This is a genomic window from Nocardioides sp. SRI_004, from assembly GCF_057586415.1.
In genome coordinates this window covers 69,068-85,993 of sequence record NZ_JBYCZV010000009.1, presented here as the reverse complement: position 1 = coordinate 85,993, position 16,926 = coordinate 69,068, and the positions used below count along the sequence as shown (strand labels likewise).

14 protein-coding genes are annotated in these 16,926 nt (G+C 72.5%); 3 read left to right on the top strand and 11 right to left on the bottom strand.

All coding sequences use genetic code 11. From position 1 onward, the window contains the following. Positions 1–298: 298 nt before the first annotated feature. Genes AC2YHB_RS14025 through AC2YHB_RS13995 form a run of 7 tightly spaced genes read right to left on the bottom strand, consistent with a single transcriptional unit; the run spans position 299 to position 6,716 of the window. Complete coding sequence (locus AC2YHB_RS14025) at positions 299–535, bottom strand: SCO4848 family membrane protein (protein WP_179647834.1); 237 nt, start codon at positions 533–535, stop codon at positions 299–301. Continuing rightward, entirely contained in the window at positions 532–1,596 is a 1,065-nt protein-coding gene (locus AC2YHB_RS14020; protein WP_487354155.1) for a YihY/virulence factor BrkB family protein, read from the bottom strand. Before AC2YHB_RS14020 ends, AC2YHB_RS14025 begins: the two co-directional genes overlap by 4 nt. 6 nt (positions 1,597–1,602) lie before the next feature. Continuing rightward, a complete protein-coding gene (locus AC2YHB_RS14015; RefSeq protein WP_179647835.1) occupies positions 1,603–2,118 on the bottom strand; it encodes a 2'-5' RNA ligase family protein in 516 nt (171 codons plus the stop codon). Beyond that, positions 2,118–3,206, bottom strand: a complete 1,089-nt coding sequence (gene trpS / locus AC2YHB_RS14010; RefSeq protein ID WP_207006579.1) for a tryptophan--tRNA ligase — start codon at positions 3,204–3,206, stop codon at positions 2,118–2,120. The genes AC2YHB_RS14015 and trpS overlap by 1 nt, the downstream gene beginning before the upstream one ends. Before the next feature lie 33 nt (positions 3,207–3,239). Continuing rightward, positions 3,240–4,472: an MFS transporter gene (locus AC2YHB_RS14005; RefSeq protein ID WP_036541829.1), complete on the bottom strand. Its 1,233-nt coding sequence runs from the start codon at positions 4,470–4,472 to the stop codon at positions 3,240–3,242. 29 nt (positions 4,473–4,501) lie between these two features. Then, positions 4,502–5,350 (bottom strand): SDR family oxidoreductase, encoded by an 849-nt coding sequence (locus AC2YHB_RS14000; protein ID WP_487354154.1) that lies wholly within the window; start codon positions 5,348–5,350, stop codon positions 4,502–4,504. 25 nt (positions 5,351–5,375) lie between these two features. Next, positions 5,376–6,716, bottom strand: coding sequence for a cytochrome P450 (locus AC2YHB_RS13995; protein ID WP_487354153.1), 1,341 nt, complete (start codon positions 6,714–6,716; stop codon positions 5,376–5,378). A 73-nt stretch (positions 6,717–6,789) separates the two neighbouring features. Here AC2YHB_RS13995 and AC2YHB_RS13990 point away from each other — a divergent pair, with 73 nt between their 5' ends. After that, positions 6,790–7,392 carry a TetR/AcrR family transcriptional regulator gene (locus tag AC2YHB_RS13990; RefSeq protein ID WP_036541832.1) on the top strand — a complete coding sequence of 201 codons (603 nt, stop codon included), beginning with the start codon at positions 6,790–6,792 and terminating at the stop codon, positions 7,390–7,392. Positions 7,393–7,395: 3 nt separating this feature from the next. On the opposite strand, the gene AC2YHB_RS13985 is transcribed toward AC2YHB_RS13990, so the two are convergent. Genes AC2YHB_RS13985 through AC2YHB_RS13975 form a run of 3 tightly spaced genes read right to left on the bottom strand, consistent with a single transcriptional unit; the run spans position 7,396 to position 13,832 of the window. Beyond that, positions 7,396–10,902, bottom strand: coding sequence for an ATP-binding cassette domain-containing protein (locus AC2YHB_RS13985; RefSeq protein ID WP_487354152.1), 3,507 nt, complete (start codon positions 10,900–10,902; stop codon positions 7,396–7,398). 58 nt (positions 10,903–10,960) lie between these two features. Beyond that, positions 10,961–11,623 carry a DNA alkylation repair protein gene (locus AC2YHB_RS13980; RefSeq protein WP_487354151.1) on the bottom strand — a complete coding sequence of 221 codons (663 nt, stop codon included), beginning with the start codon at positions 11,621–11,623 and terminating at the stop codon, positions 10,961–10,963. Positions 11,624–11,642: 19 nt separating this feature from the next. After that, a complete protein-coding gene (locus tag AC2YHB_RS13975) occupies positions 11,643–13,832 on the bottom strand; it encodes an NADP-dependent isocitrate dehydrogenase (protein WP_487354150.1) in 2,190 nt (729 codons plus the stop codon). Between the two features lie 155 nt (positions 13,833–13,987). Here AC2YHB_RS13975 and AC2YHB_RS13970 point away from each other — a divergent pair, with 155 nt between their 5' ends. Continuing rightward, the gene (locus AC2YHB_RS13970) at positions 13,988–14,995 is read left to right on the top strand and encodes an aquaporin (protein ID WP_487354149.1); all 1,008 of its coding nucleotides are present in this window, start codon (positions 13,988–13,990) and stop codon (positions 14,993–14,995) included. Positions 14,996–15,102: 107 nt separating this feature from the next. Here AC2YHB_RS13970 and AC2YHB_RS13965 read toward each other — a convergent pair whose 3' ends face one another. After that, complete coding sequence (locus tag AC2YHB_RS13965) at positions 15,103–15,834, bottom strand: hypothetical protein (RefSeq protein ID WP_487354148.1); 732 nt, start codon at positions 15,832–15,834, stop codon at positions 15,103–15,105. A gap of 100 nt (positions 15,835–15,934) precedes the next feature. On the opposite strand from AC2YHB_RS13965, the gene AC2YHB_RS13960 reads away from it, so the two are divergent. Next, positions 15,935–16,921: a malate dehydrogenase gene (locus tag AC2YHB_RS13960; protein WP_487354147.1), complete on the top strand. Its 987-nt coding sequence runs from the start codon at positions 15,935–15,937 to the stop codon at positions 16,919–16,921. Positions 16,922–16,926: the final 5 nt, after the last annotated feature.

Genomic DNA, 16,926 nt, shown 5'->3' with positions numbered 1-16,926 from the left:
GGCGCGGGACCTGCCTGTGCACAACGGCGCTCCCACCGGGCCTTGTGGAGGACAAGTGGCGCAAGAAGTGACTCGCGGAGCTGCCGGACCGCACCCGACCACCGGAACCCAGCCCCGCACCCACCGTCCTCGTCGCTGCGCTTGAAGACCCGACCACCCACCCAACCGCAGGGCACAGCAGGTGCACCGGAGCAAGAGGTCTAGAGACGGTCGCTGCGCGACCTCCTCGACCACCGGGTCGCTGCGCGACCTCCTCGACCACCGAGGCGCTGCGCGACCTCCTCGACCAGCGGCGAGGTCAGGCGGAGGCGTCGACCTTCGACGCCTTCAGCGCCTTCCACCCCAACGAGCCGAGCACGGCGGCGATCGCGAAGTTCACGACGATCAGCACGGTGTGCGCGATCCAGTAGCCGGCGGCACGGTCCTCGCCGGCGTCGTAGGCGTTGTAGAGGTTCTTGGCGAAATTGCCGAAGGTGATGACGTTCCAGGCCGCGACGGCGAGGAGCAGCAGGGCGTGCTTGCGCTCGAACTTCACCGTCCCATCCTCCCAGAGCCTCCACCACGACGGCCGATCAGGGCGCCGACCAGGGTGCCGGCCGCGGCGCCCACGGCCAGCGGGACGGCCCACGGGCCACGTCCGGCGGATGCCGCGGCGCCCGCGGGGTCGACGAGGGTCACCTGCGCCACCGACACGGGGACGACCGCGTCCGCCGCGGCCTCCGCACGCGCGACGGGGGCGGTCTGGGCCCAGGCGGCGGCGTACAGGATGACGCGGGAGAAGTAGTTGATCCAGACCAGCAGGATCAGCGCGATGCCGAACGCCTGGAAGGCGGGCTGGCCCTTCGTGCTGACCAGGAGGAGGCCGGAGAGCTGCTTGAGGATCTCGAAGCCGATCGCGCCCAGCCAGGCGCCCGACCACAGGGCCCGAGAGGGGGTCGGCGGCTTCGCGAGGATCCGGAACATCAGGAAGAACAGCAGCGCCGACGCGGCGAGGCCGAAGGCCAGCGCCAGGATCGTGACCAGCCACCCGAGGCCGGCGCCGAGGCCGATCCAGTCGAGCACCTGGCGCGACATCCGGGTGAGCACGCTCGAGGCGCTCACGCTCACCATCAATACGACGCCGAGCACGACCAGCGAGGCCAGGTCACGCAGCTTGCCGGCGATGAAGTTGGGCTGCAGGCGGTCCGGCATGCCGAAGACGACGATCAGCGCCGTCTGCAGCGAGGACAGCCACCCCAGGCCGGCGTAGAGCACACCGACGAGGCCGATCAGGCCGACGGCACCGGCGGCGCCCTGGATGTCCTCCAGCGGGACCTGGTTGGCGCCGTCGCCCACCAGCCCCGGCAGGACCTCGCCGATCGCCTTGATCAGGGCGTCCTGGGCGTCGGGGAAGACCTTGGCGACGTACCCGACGGCGAAGAAGGCGAGCGCCAGGACCGGGAAGACCGAGAGGAAGCCGAAGTAGGTGACGCCGGCGGCCTGCTGGCTGCCCTTGACCTCCGAGAAGTGCTCCTGGGTGCGGAAGGCGTGGTCGGCCAGCGGGGACCGGGCGCGCAACCGTGCGATCCGGGCCTTCACACGGTCGACAGCACTCATGGCAGCTCAGACGGGCTCGGACAGGGCGAAGGTGCGCGTCGCCCTCCAGCCCTCCTCCTCGTGGTGGACGTAGAGATGGAAGTCCGTTACCCCGAAGCGGCAGTCGAATCCCGCGAGCTCGTCGAAGGCGCGGTCCAGCGTCGGGTCGTCGAGGTGGTGGGCGACCGTGACGTGCGGGTGGTAGGGGTAGTCGAGCTCGACGGCGAGCGGTCCGCGGCGGACGGCGTCGGCGAGCTGCTCGCACTGCGAGATCCCCTCGACCAGGCCGACGAACACCACGGGCGAGACCGGCCGGAAGGTCGCCGTGCCGCGCAGGTGCACCGTGAACGGGGCGACCTTCGTCGCCGCCTCGGCCAGGTGCGCCTCGATCGCTGAGAGGTCGCCCTCGACCTCCATCGGCGGGATCAGCGTGATGTGGCTGGGGACGCCCTCAGCGGTGGGGTCGCCGATGGAGAGCCGGTAGTCGTAGAGCTCGGTGGCCCACGGCTCGGGTACGGCGACGGCGACGCCGATCACCGGCATCAGGACTCCGTTGCCCGCAGCGCGGCCGGGGCGACGAAGCCCACCCGCTGGTAGACGTCGCGCAGCGTGGCCTCCGCGACCGCGCCGGCGGTCTCGGCGCCCTTCGCGAGCACCTGCATGAGGTGGTCCTGGTCGTCGAGCAGCTCGAGGGTCCGGTCGCGGAACGGGGTGACGAAGTCGACCACCACGTCGGCGAGGTCCTTCTTGAGGTCGCCGTACATCTTGCCGGCGTACTGCTCCTCGAGGGCCGAGATCGGCTCACCGGTGAGCGCCGAGTAGATCGTGAGCAGGTTGCTCACACCCGGCTTCTCCTCCTGGTCGAACCGGATCTCCGTGCCGGAGTCGGTCACCGCGGAGCGGATCTTCTTGGCCGTGACCTTCGGGTCGTCGAGCATCTCGATGATGCCGCTGGGCGCGGAGCTCGACTTCGACATCTTCCGGGTCGGGTCCTGGAGGTCGTAGAGCTTCGCCGTCGCCTTGAGGATGTAGGGCTCCGGCAGCCGGAAGGTCTTCTTGAAGCGGCTGTTGAACCGCTGCGCGAGGTCGCGGGTCAGCTCGAGGTGCTGGCGCTGGTCCTCGCCGACCGGCACGTAGTGCGGGCGGTAGAGCAGGATGTCGGCCGCCATCAGCACCGGGTAGGCGAAGAGGCCGACGCTCGCGGCTCCCTCGCCGCCCTTGGCCGACTTGTCCTTGAACTGGGTCATCCGGCGGGCCTCGCCGAAGCCGGTCAGGCCGTTGAGGACCCAGGCCAGCTGGGCGTGCGCGGGCACGTGGCTCTGCACGAAGATCGCCGACTTCGCAGGGTCGACGCCGGCGGCGATCAGCTGGGCCGCGCCCCGCAGGGTCCGCTCGCGCAGCAGCTTCGGGTCCCACTCGACCGTGAGCGCGTGCATGTCGGCGATGAAGAAGAAGGGCTGGTGGTCACGCTGCAGGTCCACCCACTGACGGACCGCACCCACGTAGTTGCCGAGGTGGAAGGAGTCCGAGGTCGGCTGGATCCCGGAGAGGACGCGCGGACGCGCCACCCCCTCGGGCACGGCCGGCTGGGCGGTCTCCGGCACGGGCGTGTGCTCGGTCGTGGCGGACATGGGAGCGATTGTCTCAGGCGCCCGCTCGCCGGGTCACGCGGGTGCGGCCGCCACGGACGCCCGGCGGTGGGTCACCGCCGAGACGAGGAGGATCGCGACGCCGATGGCGGCCAGCCCGGCGCCGACGAGCGCCGGCGCGCGGTAGCCGTGGCCGGCCGCGATGACGAGCCCGCCGAGCCAGGCGCCGAGGGCGTTGGCGATGTTGAGGGCGGCGTGGTTCATCGCGGCGCCCAGGGTCACCGCTCCCCCGGCGACGTCCATCAGCCGCAGCTGGAGGTTGACCACGAGCACCGAGCCGGTCGCGGTGACGAGGAACGCGACGGGGAGCAGCAGCCACCCGTGCGGCGCGGCGGCGTAGTAGACGAGCATCAGCACGATGCCGGTCGCGCCGGACAGGATCAGGCTGCGGAAGACCGACCAGGCGGCCAGCTCGCCGGCGAGCCAGGTGCCGACGACCATGCCGAGGCCGAGCGCCAGCACGAAGAAGGGCACGGTGCCCCGCTCGAGGCCGCCGACCTCGGTGACGGTCTTCGCGATGTAGGAGTAGACGGCGAACATGCCGCCGAAGCCGACCGCGCCGACGGCCATCGTCAGCCAGACCTGCAGGCTGCCGAAGAACTCCCGCGCCTCCTTGCGACCGCTCGCCTCCGGGTCGCCGGGCACGGACGGGACGACGGCGAGCACCATCGCGACGGTGGCGAGCGCGAGCAGGCCGCCCAGGAGGTACGTCGAGCGCCAGCCCACCTGCTGGCCGAGGAAGGTGGCCAGGGGCACGCCGACGACATTGGCCACCGACAGCCCGAGCATCACGCTGGCGACCGCCCGGCCGCGGCGCTCGGGCGTGACCAGGCTGGCCGCGACGAGGCTGGCGACGCCGAAGTAGGCGCCGTGCGGCAGTCCGTCGAGGAACCTGGCCGCGGTGAGCACCTCGTAGCTCGGAGCCGCGGCGCTGAGGATGTTGAAGGCGGCGTACACGCCCATCAGGCCGACGAGCATGCCGCGGCGCGGCAGGGCGGCGCCGAAGAAGGCGAGGATCGGCACACCGACCACGACGCCCAGCGCGTACGCCGAGATGATGTGGCCGGCCGTGGGGACGGACACGTCCACGCCCTCGGCGACCTCGGGCAGCACGCCCATCGTCATGAACTCGGTCGTGCCGATGGTGAAGCCACCGACCGCGAGCGCCAGGATCGCCAGCACCGGCCGGGCGTGGGCCAGCTCGGGCTCGGACAGGGCCTCGGTCGAGGTCGCGGGCGCAGAGGTCACGTGGGATGGTAACCGGCCCGCACGGCTTCCTATTCCGAGAGGTCGGATGTCTCCGCGGCCCGCCGGGCGCGCTCCTCGTACGCCGCCCGCGCGGCGGGGTCCGCCGAGCTGAGCACGTCGCCGGCGCGCGTCGCCCGGCTCATCGCGTCCTGCACGAAGCGCGGCAGCGCCAGGCTCCCCTTGCCGAGCCCCTGGGTCCAGCGCGGGACCCACAGCTCCGGCCTCGGCCGGCGCACGGCGGCCTCGATCACCTCGGCGACGTCGTCGGCGGTCACCGGCTTGATCCCCCGCGCCGCGGGCACCCCGGCGGCGAGCTCGGTCTGCACGACGGTCGGCAGCACGACGGTCACGTCGATCCCGTCGGGCGCGAGCTCCTGGCGGATGGCCTCGCTGAAACCGACCACCGCGAACTTCGACGCGGAGTAGGTCGCCCCGTGGGGCACGGCCACCCGGCCCACGGCCGAGGCGACGTTGACGATGTGGCCACGACCCCGGTCGACCATCCCCGGCGCGACCGCCTTCACCCCGTTGATGACGCCGTGCACGTTGACGTCGAGGATGGTGCGGGCGACACCGACTGGCTCCTTCAGCACCGGGCCCAGCGGCATGATCCCGGCGTTGTTGACCAGCACGTCGAACGGGCCGAGGTGGGCCACCTCGGCGAGGAACGCGGTCCAGGAGTCCGGGTCGGTGACGTCGAGGTGGGCGGTGGCCACGCGGTCGTCGTACCCGCTCGCGACCTGGGCGGCGAGGCCCGCGTCGAGGTCCCCGACCGCCACCCGGGCGCCCTGGCGCGCGAAGCGCTCGACCGTGGCGCGGCCGATGCCGCGGGCACCTCCGGTGACGATGACGGACAGATCGGCGAGGGAGCGGCTCATGGTTGCCTCCGGGTCGGGCGGTTGGTCAGGCTCGGACGAGGTCGATGGGCTGGCCGTCCTTCGGGAACGGCAGCGAGTGGTTGTCGAGCGGCGCGACGTACGACGGGTCGACGCTCCACCGGTGGGTGCGCAGCAGCCGGTGCAGGATCGCCTTCACCTCGGCGCCGGCGAAGTGGAGGCCGATGCACTTGTGCACCCCGCCACCGAACGGCGACCAGGCGTAGCGGTGGGACTTGTCCTCGCGCCGCTCGGGCCCGAACCGGTCCGGGTCGAAGCGGTCCGGCTCGGTCCACAGGTCGTCCATCAGGTGCGAGAACTGGACGCCCACGGCGACGTGGGAGCCCGCCGGCACCCGGACGCCCTGCACCACGGTGTCCTTGACCGCGCGCCGCGCGAGCATCGGGACGGGAGCGCGGAGCCGGAGGCTCTCCTTCATGACCAGGTCGAGCGAGGTCAGCTGCTCCAGCTCGGCCAGCGACGGGGCCTCCCCCAGCGCGAGCGACTCCGCGCGACAGCGCTCCTGCCACTCCGGGTGCTGGCCGAGGTGCTGGAGCATCGTCGACGTCGTGATCGTCGACGTGTCGTGCGCCGCCATCATCAGGAAGATCATGTGGTTGACGACGTCGTCGTCGGAGAAGCGCTCGCCGCCCTCGCCCTCGATGTGGCACAGCACGGAGAAGAGGTCGTCGGTGCGCTCGGCCCGCTTGGCCGGCAGGTAGTGGCGCAGGAACTCCTCGAGCACCCTGCGGCCGCGGTGCGCGCGCCCCCAGCGGGTGAACGGGACGTCGGCGCGCACCACGCCGGACGCCGCCTGGACGCAGGCGATGAACGCCTCGTTGACCCGCTGCATCTCCTCCGGCGAGGTGTCCGCCGCACCGCCCATGAAGATGTCGGCGGCGATGTCGAGGGTCAGCTGCTTCAGGGCCGGGTAGCAGCGGAAGCCGTCACCCGCCGGCCACGTGTCGAGGCCACGGGCGATGGCGGGATGCATCGCCTCGACGTACGACGCCAGGCGGTCGCGCGTGAACGCCTCCTGCATGATCCGGCGGTGCAGGTGGTGCTCCTCGCCGTCGAGCAGCATCAGCCCGCGGTGGAAGAAGGGCCCGACCAGGCGGCCCCAGGCGGGGCCGTTGGCGAAGGCCTTGTCCCCGTTGCGGAGCGCCTCCTCGCAGGCGTCCGGCCCGAGGAGCATCACGAAGGTCTGGCCGAGGAAGGGGAACGGCGAGACCGGGCCGTAGGTCTCCCACTGGTGGCGCATCAGCGCGACGGGGTCCTTCGCGTAGGCCGTCACCCGCCCGAGCAGGGGCAGGCCGTGGTCGCCACGCCGCACCGCGGGGAGGTCGCGGGTCACCTGGTCGGTGGTCATGGAGCACAGCCTCATTCAGGAAGGACGTCCTGTCAACCTTCTCTCCCGGCCGTCTCCGTGACAGGGTGGAGGGGTGGCGGTGCAGTCGGGGACCTACAAGGGCGTGAGCGCGGCGGACCGTGCGGCGGACCGCCGCCGTCGCCTGCTCGACGCGGCGCTGTCCGTGTGGGCCGACCCCGACCAACGGACGACGATGACCGCGGTGTGCCGTGCGGCCGGGCTGACCGAGCGCTACTTCTACGAGAGCTTCGGTGGGCTCGACGAGGTGCTGAGCGCCGTGGTGGAGGAGGTCGGGACCGAGATCGAGAGCACCACGCTCGCGGCGGCCGACGCCGCCGGAGCCGATCCCGCGGCCCGGATCACGGCGGCCGTCGCGGCGTTCGTCGACCTCCTGGTCGCCGACCCCCGCAAGGGCCGGGTCGCGATCATCGAGGCCGCCGCGCTGCCGGGGCTCCGGGCCCGTCGTACCCAGCTCCTGCGGCACTTCGCGCACCTCGCCGCCGAGGAGGCGCAGCACCACGCCGCCCGCCGTCACGAGGACGAGCTCGCCGGCCTGCTCTTCATCGGCGGCATGGCCGAGGTCGTCACCGCGTGGCTCGACGGGGCCCTCGACGTCGCCCCCGAGGAGGTCGTCGCGACCGCCTCCCGGGCCTACCTCGGTCTCTACCCGACCTGACGCTCAGCCGGCGAGATGGCCCCACTCGCCGGCGAGCTCGGTCCACGGCCCCACGGCCGCCACCTCCCCGTCCGCGAGTACGACGACCCGGTCGGCCTGCGCCAGCGCCGCCCGCTTGGACGTGGCGCCCACGACGGTGGTGTGGCGCTCGCGCAGGGCCGCCCACAGCTCGATCTCGGTGGCTGCGTCGAGCGCGCTCGAGACGTCGTCGGCGAGCAGGAGCTCGGCGTCGGCGGCGAGCGCCCGGGCGAGCGCCAGGCGCTGGACCTGTCCGCCGGACAGGCGCACGCCCCGGTGGCCGACGAGCGCGTCCGGACCGCCGGCCTCGGCGACGTCGGCGCCCAGGCGGGCGGCCGCGATCGGCTCCTCGAACCGGCGCTCGTGGCCGAGCTGGACGTTGTCGGCGAAGGTGCCCGACAGCACGCGCGGGACCTGCGCGACGTGGGCGACCTGGCCCGGCCGCAGGAAGGCCTCGGCGTCCTGCACCTGCTGGTCGTTCCAGCGCACGGCACCGGTGTGGTCGATCAGGCCGGCGAGCGCGGAGAGCAGGCTGGACTTGCCCGAGCCGACCTGGCCGACGAGCAGCACCAGCTCGCCGCGGGCGATGGTGAGGTCGACGCCGGCGACGCCGATCGTGCCGTCGTCGTGGACCGCGGTGAAGTCGCGCAGGTGGAGCTCGTCGAGCGGGACGCGGCCGGGCGCCGCGGGAGCAGGCGCCGCGCCGGTGACGAGGTCGATGCCGTCGGGGAGCTCGACCAGGTCGACCCCGCCGGCGAAGCGCGAGGTCGCCCGTTGCCAGGACCGCACCCCGGGCGCCTCGGTGACGACGGCGCCGGCGACCCGGCCGAACCAGTCGAACCCGTTGACGGCCGTGGCGACCAGCAGCGCGGTGGCCAGGCCCCAGACGTCCCAGAGGTAGAAGGCCCACGCGGCCACGACGCCGACCTGGACCATCACCATCGGCACGCCGTCGAGGACGGCCTGCACCCGGTGCTCGAACACCGCGGCCTCGACCCGCCCGCCGTCGACGCGGCGCAGGTGGGCGTGCACCTGCGGCGTACGGCCGGCGAGCTTGACCGTGCGCGCGGACTCGACGGCGGAGACCAGCGCGCGGCCGAAGCCCGCCCGCGCCGCCGAGGACCGCGCAGCCGAGCGGCCGGCGATCGGGCGACCGATCGAGGAGGCGAGGGCGCTCGACGTCATCACGACGAGCAGCACCGCACCGGCGAGCCAGGTGCCGCCGACGAGCATGGTGAACAGCGCGATGAGCAGGCCGTTGACGAAGTCGATCCAGCGGTCGGAGTAGCGGGCGTAGCGGTCGGCGTCCATCGACCGCGCGACCACCTCACCTGGAGGCGTGCGGGGCAGGCGGTGCCCGGCGACCTGGCCGATCAGCACCGACATCCGCACCCTCAGCATGACCTCGATCCACCAGCGCGGGTAGCGGCGGATCGCGTCGGCGAGCAGCAGCGGGCCGGTCACCAGCAGCACCGCGAGCGCGGCCGTCAGCGGCCCGACCGGCTCGCCGGCGTCGAGCCGGGCGACGATGTGGCCCCACACGAAGCCGGTGAGCGCGCCGAGCGGCGCGAAGATGCTGGCGAGCAGGAAGAGCACCACGGAGTAGAGGCCCCACCACGGCCGGACCCGCATCGCGTGCCACGTGCCCCGCGCCAGGGAGGGGCCGGTGCCGACGACGGGGCGTGCCGGCGGCTCGCCGGTACGACGGCGCCCGCCCACGTGGCCCGACGCGTCCAGCGGGTCGGTGAGGTCCTGCTCGTCGTCGGCCGCGCTCGCGACGAGGAGCCGCTGGAACGGCCCGTCGACGGCGGCCAGCTCCTCGCGCAGGCCCTGCTGGATGACGCGGCCGTGGTCGAGGACGGCGACCATCTCGGCACGCTCGATGGTGCTCAGCCGGTGGGCGACCAGGACGCCGGTGCGTCCGCTGATCAGCCGGTCGGCCGCGGCCACGACCCGGCTCTCGGTGACCGGGTCCATCCGCGCGGTGGCCTCGTCGAGCACGACGACCTGGACGTGGCGGACCAGCAGCCGGGCGAACGCCACCAGCTGCTCCTCCCCCGCGGACAGCGTCGTCCCGCCCGGGCCGAGCAGCGTGTCCAGGCCCTGGGGCAGGCCGTCGACCCACTCGGTCAACCCGAGCTCGTCAACCGCCGCCTCGATCTCCTCGCGCGGCACGGAGGCGAACAGGGCGATGTTCTCGGCCAGCGTCCCGGCGAGGATCTCCGTGCGCTGGGTGACCACGCCGACGCGGCGGCGCAGCTCGTGCAGGTCGAGCGTGGTGATGTCGGAGCCGCCGAGGAAGATCGTGCCGGCGGGCGGCTCGACGGCGCGCGAGAGCAGCGACGCGAGGGTCGACTTGCCCGAGCCGGTGCGGCCGACGAGCGCGACGGTGTGCCCCGCCTCGACGTACATCTCGACGTCCTGGAGCGCGAACGCACCCTCGGCGTAGGAGAAGTCGAGGTGGCGGATGCGCAGGTCGAGGGCTCCGGCCGGGACGTCCTCTCCCCCGACCGGCTCGGCCTCCACGGCCAGCAGCTGGCGCAGCCGCAGCACGGCGCCGAGCCCGGCCTGGATGTCGGGCAGCTGGTGGGCGAGGTTGTTGATCTGGCCGACGAAGATCGTGGTGACCAGGAAGAGGGTGACCAGCCGGTCGACCGGCAGCGAGCCGTGGCCGGCGAGCAGGACGCCCGCGAGGGCGACGGACAGCAGCAGGCCGTGCAGGACGAGGCCGACGCGCGCGGCGACGCGGCCCTCGATCCGCACCACGGCGCCGAACCGCTCGTGCACGAGGGCGGACAGCTTCGCCAGCCGCTGGACGGCGAACGCCTGGCCGAGGCTGGTGCGGAGGTCGTCGCGGCCCGCGATGCCCTCCTCGAGCGCGGCGGCATGGTCGGTCCAGGCCATCTCCTCGATGACCTTGAGCCGGGCGATCTCCACGAGCGCCGGGCGCATGACCCACACGGTCACCGCGCCGACGACCGGGAAGAGCATGAACGCCGGCCACCAGGTGAAGCCCGCGACCAGCCACATCGGCACGGCGCCGAAGCCCGTGCGCATCGCCATCCAGATCTGCTGGCGCAGCAGCGTGCCGACCTCGTGGGTGTCGTCGTCCACCCGGTCGAGGACCTCGCCGACGGCCTGCTCGGTCAGGTGCTCGAGCGGCTGGTGGAGCGCCGCGCTGAGCAGGTCACCGCGCAGGCGGCCCTCCGCGCGGTCGACGACCCCGGCCCACACGACGCGGCCGGTGGTGTCGATCGTGGCGGCGCCGACGACGCAGAGCGCGAGCCAGCCCACGAGGGCGCCCGTGGGGTGGTCGGCGACCCGGCCGGCGAGGACCGTGCCGAGCGCCGTGCCCAGTGAGCTGATCGCGACCGCGACCACCGCGAAGAGTGCGGTGCGGCCCTTGAGGCGGCGCCAGTCGACGCGGCGGGCGGGGTCGTCGGCGACGTGCTCCGGGGCCGGAGCGGGGGCCCGGGTCAACGTCGTCGTCACTGGATCGAGAATAGTTGCCGCCGCCGACAACTTCCTCCGGATTATCTGCTGGCGAAGGTCACAGGTGCTTGAGGGCCTCGCGCCGGCTCAGCGGGCTCAGCTCGTGGCCCGCCACGTAGGAGCGCACCCAGTCGGGGTGCACCCTCGCCGCCTCGCGCAGCGACCATCCGACGGCCTTGCGGACGAAGAACTCGGGGTCGGCGAGGTTCGGCTCGATGACCTCGGCGAGCAGGTCGAGGTCGACCCGGTCGCGGCGGCCGAGCTGGCTGATGATCGCCAGGCGTCGTACCCACAGGAAGTCGTCGGTCGACCAGCGGCGCACGACCGCGGCCGTCTCGACGGGGTGGGCGTCGTGGAGGTCGGCGACCCGGTGGGCGGCCTCGTCGACGTGGTCCCACCAGGCACCGGTCCGCGCGACGTGCTCGTGGAAGGGGACGAGGGAGAGGTCGCCGCGCAGCGGTCGCAGGCCGAGCAGGACGGCGGCGGCGTAGCGCTCCTCGCGGTGGGTGGCGTCGTCCCACAGCTCGCGGGCCGTGGGGACCAGCTCGTCCGGGGAGCTCACGCCGAGGTCCCGGACGAGCGCGCGGACGAGCCGGCGGACCTCGGGGACGCGGACGCCGAGGAAGGGCATCGCGGACTTCATGTACGCCTGCTGCCCGGGCGCCAGGGACGCGTCAGCCGCGGCCCGCAACGTGCTGCGGACCGCGGCTGACAGCGACATGGTCGTGCTCAGGCGGTGATCAGAACGCGGCGAGGGCCTCGTTCAGCGTGGTGCTCGGGCGCATCACGGCCGAGGTCTTCTCGGCGTCCGGGTAGTAGTAGCCACCGATGTCGGCGGGCTTGCCCTGGACGGCGATCAGCTCGGCGGCGATCGCCTCCTCGTTGGCGCGCAGCGTCTCGGCCAGCGGCTTGAACGCGGCGGCGAGGTCCGCGTCCTCGGCCTGGTTCGCCAGCTCCTCGGCCCAGTAGAGCGCGAGGTAGAAGTGCGAGCCGCGGTTGTCGGTCGTGCCGAGCCTGCGGCCGGGCGAGCGGTCCTCGTTGAGGAAGGTGCCGGTGGCCCGGTCGAGCGCGTCGGCGAGCACCTGCGCCGCGGGGGCACCGGCCTGCTCGGCGTACTTCTCCAGCGACGGGACGAGCGCGAAGAACTCACCCAGGCTGTCCCAGCGCAGGTAGTTCTCCTCGACCAGCTGCTGCACGTGCTTCGGCGCGGAGCCGCCCGCGCCGGTCTCGAAGAGGCCGCCGCCGGCGATCAGCGGGACGACGGAGAGCATCTTCGCCGACGTGCCGAGCTCGAGGATCGGGAACAGGTCGGTGTTGTAGTCGCGCAGCACGTTGCCGGTCACCGAGATGGTGTCCTCGCCCTTGCGCATCCGCTCGAGGGAGTACGACGTCGCCAGGGTCGGCGCCAGGATCTCGATGGTGAGCCCGTCGGTGTCGTGCTCGGGCAGGTAGGCGTTGACCTTCTTGATCAGCTCGGCGTCGTGCGCGCGCGACTCGTTGAGCCAGAAGATCGCCGGCGTCTGGGACGCGCGGGCACGGGTCACGGCGAGCTTCACCCAGTCCTGGACGGGGATGTCCTTGGTCTGGCAGGCGCGCCAGATGTCGCCGGCCTCGACGTCGTGCTCGATCAGCACGTCGCCGTTGGAGGCGAGGACCCGGACGGTGCCGGCCTCGGCGATCTCGAAGGTCTTGTCGTGCGAGCCGTACTCCTCGGCCGCCTGCGCCATCAGGCCCACGTTGGGGACGGTGCCGATGGTGGCCGGGTCGAGCGGGCCGTTCTTCTTCACGTCGTCGATGACGGCCTGGTAGACGCCGGCGTACGACGAGTCCGGGATCACCGCGAGGGTGTCGTCCTCACCGCCGTCGACGCCCCAGAGGCGGCCGCCGTTGCGGACCAGGGCGGGCATCGACGCGTCGACGATGACGTCGGACGGGACGTGCAGGTTGGTGATGCCCTTGTCGGAGTTGACGTAGGACAGGCGCGGGCCGGCGGCGAGGGCGGCGTCGAACGCGGCCTTGATCTCCGCGCCGTTCTCGAGCTTGTCGAGGCCGGCGAGGATGGCACCGAGGCCGTCGTTGGCCGAGAGGCCCGCGGCGGCCAGCTGGTCGCCGTACTGGGCGAAGACGTCGGAGAAGTAGGCCTTCACGACGTGGCCGAAGATGATCGGGTCGGAGACCTTCATCATCGTCGCCTTGAGGTGGACCGAGAAGAGGACGTCCTGGGCCTTGGCCTCGGCGAGCGCGTTCTTCAGGAACGCCTGCAGGTGGGCGGCCGACATCTTGGTGCCGTCGACGATCTCGCCGGCAAGGACCTTCAGGCCCTCCTTGAGGACGACGGTCTCGCCGGCCTCGGTCTCGAGGACGATCGACAGCACGTCGTCCTGCGCCAGGGTCACGGACTTCTCGTTGCTGGCGAAGTCGTTGGCGCCCATCGTGGCGACATTGGTCTTCGAGCCGTCGGCGAAGGGCTTGTTGGTGTGCGGGTGCGTCTTGGCGTAGTTCTTCACCGACGCGGGCGCACGGCGGTCGGAGTTGCCCTCGCGCAGGACCGGGTTGACCGCGGAGCCCTTGACCTTGTCGTACTTGGCCCGGATCTCCTTCTCCTCGTCGGTGGCGGGCGCCTCGGGGTAGTCCGGGACGGCGAAGCCCTGCTCCTGCAGCTCCTTGATCGCGGCCTTGAGCTGCGGGATGGAGGCGGAGATGTTGGGGAGCTTGATGATGTTGGCGTCCGGCGTCTTGGCCAACTCGCCGAGCTCGGTCAGCGCGTCGTCGGCGAGGCCGAACTGCGCGAGGATGCGCGCGGCGACGGAGATGTCACGCGTCTCGAAGGCGACGCCGGCCTTGGCGGCGAAGGCCTCGACGATCGGCAGGAAGGAGTACGTCGCGAGCAGCGGCGCCTCGTCGGTGTGGGTGTAGATGATGCTCGACATGTCCGGGCGTCACTCCTGAGCCGTGGTTGGGATTCTTGACGTCAAGATACCTGATGACGGGGCGCAGGTCCCCCTCGGTGGCCACCCTAGTGACTAGGGTTGCCGATGTAACCCGGCTGGTTTTCGGGAGCCGGACCGAGGAGAGGTAGACCCCCATGACGCAAGAAGCGATGGCCGACCAGTCGGCCGACACCCCACCCACCATCGTCCAGAAGCTGCTCGCCGAGTTCCTCGGCACGTTCGTGCTGGTCTTCATCGGCTGCGGCGCCGCCGTCATCAGCGGCGTCGACCTGGTCGCGACCGGCTTCTCCTTCGGCATCGCGATCGTGATCATGGCCTACTCGTTCGGCCGGATCTCGGGCGGCCACTTCAACCCCGCCGTCTCGGTCGGCGCAGCGCTCGCCGGGCGGATCTCGTGGAAGGACGTGGGCCTCTACTCCGCCGCCCAGACCGTCGGCGCGCTCGTCGGCGGCTTCGTCCTGGCGATCACGCTGCTCGCCTCCGACGCCGGCTGGGAGTTCGGCGACCCGCTGGCCAGCAACGGCTACGGCGACTTCGGCAATGCCGACCTGTTCGGCGCGCTGATCATCGAGATCGTGCTGACCTTCATCTTCCTGCTCGTGATCCTCTCGGTGACCGATGACCGCAACCGCGCGATCGCGGCGCAGGCACCGCTGGCCATCGGCCTCGCCCTCGCGGCGATCCACTTCGTCGGCATCGGCGCCACCGGCACGTCCGTCAACCCGGCGCGCTCCATCGGCGTCGCGTTCTACTCGGGCGGTGACGCCATCGCCGACCTCTGGCTGTTCATCGTCGCCCCGCTCATCGGCGCGGCGATCGCCGGCGTGATCTACCCGCTGACCTTCGGCCGCGACAAGGACCCCGTCCCCGGCTCCGGCCTCAACTTCGGCAGCGGCGGGTCGTCCGACCCGGGCTTCACGCAGCAGTGGAACCAGGGCTACGGCCAGCAGGTCTTCGGCCAGCAGCAGCCGGACCAGCCGATCATCCAGGACGGCTGGCAGTGGGACCCGGCCAGCCAGCAGTGGGTGCCCGCCCAGCAGCCCGGCGGGGCTCCGGCTCCGGCACCCGCGCCCGACCAGGGCCAGCAGGGTGGCTGGGCGCCGCCCGCAGGCGACCAGACCCAGGTCCGCCCGCCGCAGTGACCTGATCCAGACCCCTCAGGAGCGGGGCCCATTCTTCGGAGTGGGCCCCGCTTCGCTCTTCGCGGTCGGCTGAGCCCGGGTGCCGACAGGTGGGCCGCCAGACAGCCTCAGCCGTCCACGGAAGCCAACCGCGTGCGCGGCAGCGCGGCGGAGCGGAGCGACGACGCGCTCGCGCCATCGAACACAGTGAGCCCCGCTTCGCCTGTGCGGACGAGGCCGATGCCGCGGGCGTAGACGTCGCGGCGGGTGAACCCGCTGTCGACCACCTCCAGGGTGACCGTGTCGTCGTACTCCCCCAGCGGTACGTCGACCGCGTCGCCGACCGCGACGACGGACGCGACCTCGTCCTCCCCACCGGCCCGGCCGCTCACGAAGCCGTCGCCCCGGCGCGGCTCGGCCGGCATGGCCAGCCCGGCCTCGGCGCCGTCCACGCCGGCCTCCCACGCGCCGGTGTCGGCCTCGCGGCCGAACCACCACACGTTGCCCTCGGTGTCCTGCGCGTAGTGGTCGCGGACCACGGCGCCGTCGGACGAGGTCCGCACCAGGACCGTCGTCGGCACGCCGGCGATCTCGCCGCCGGGCTCCACCTCGAGCACCAGCTCCTCGGTCGTGGCCCGCGCGACGTCGTACTCCCAGCGGGCGCCGGGCAGGAGCGGGAACCACGGGTTGTCGATCGCGTCGACGAAGTCGGAGGGGCGCGGGTCGGGCGTCGGGACGACGAGTCCGTCGACCCCCGTCGGGGCGCTCGGCGCCGAGGCGGAGCCGCACCCGCTGAGGGCCGCGAGCGCCATGAGCGCGGCGGCAGCGAGCCGAATCTTCGACCTGGCCGGGGTCCGCATGCGGGCCATCGTCTCGCACCCGTGCCCGGGTGCCCGCGGCGGGCCGGGCGCTGCTAGCGTCGCCAGAGTCCACCGCGTTCTTCTCCATAGGAGTGTCCCTGTGAGCACCACCCCGCTCAAGGTGGCCGTGACCGGCGCAGCCGGCCAGATCGGCTACAGCCTGCTCTTCCGCATCGCCAGCGGCGCCATCGCCGGCGACCGGCCCGTCGAGCTCCGCCTGCTCGAGATCGAGCCCGCGCTCAAGGCCCTCGAGGGCGTCGTCATGGAGCTCGACGACTGCGCGTTCCCGAACCTCGCCGGCGTCGAGATCGGCTCGGCCCCGGAGAAGATCTTCGACGGCGTCAACCTCGCGCTGCTCGTCGGCGCCCGCCCGCGCGGCCCGGGCATGGAGCGCGGCGACCTGCTCTCCGCCAACGGTGCGATCTTCACCGCCCAGGGCAAGGCGCTCAACGCCGTCGCCGCCGACGACGTCCGCATCGGCGTCACCGGCAACCCGGCCAACACCAACGCGCTGATCGCCGCGAGCAACGCCCCCGACATCCCCAAGGAGCGCTTCTCGGCGCTCACCCGCCTCGACCACAACCGGGCGATCTCGCAGCTGGCCGCCAAGACCGGCTCGGCCGTCACCGACATCAAGAAGATCACGATCTGGGGCAACCACTCGGCCACCCAGTACCCCGACATCTTCCACGCCGAGATCGCCGGCAGGAACGCCGCCGAGGTCGTGAACGACCAGGCCTGGATCGCCGACACCTTCATCCCGACCGTCGCCAAGCGCGGCGCCGCGATCATCGACGCCCGGGGCGCCTCGTCGGCCGCCTCGGCCGCGTCCGCGACCTGCGACGCCGCCCGCGACTGGCTGAACGGCACCCCCGCGGGCGACTGGGTCTCCATGGCGGTCGTCTCCGACGGCTCCTACGGCGTGCCCGAGGGCCTCGTGTCGTCCTTCCCGGTCACCACCTCCGGCGGCAACTGGGAGATCGTCCAGGGCCTCGAGATCGACGACTTCTCGCGCGGCAAGATCGACGCGTCCGTCGCCGAGCTGGCCGACGAGAAGGCCGCGGTCACCGAGCTCGGCCTGATCTGAGCCAC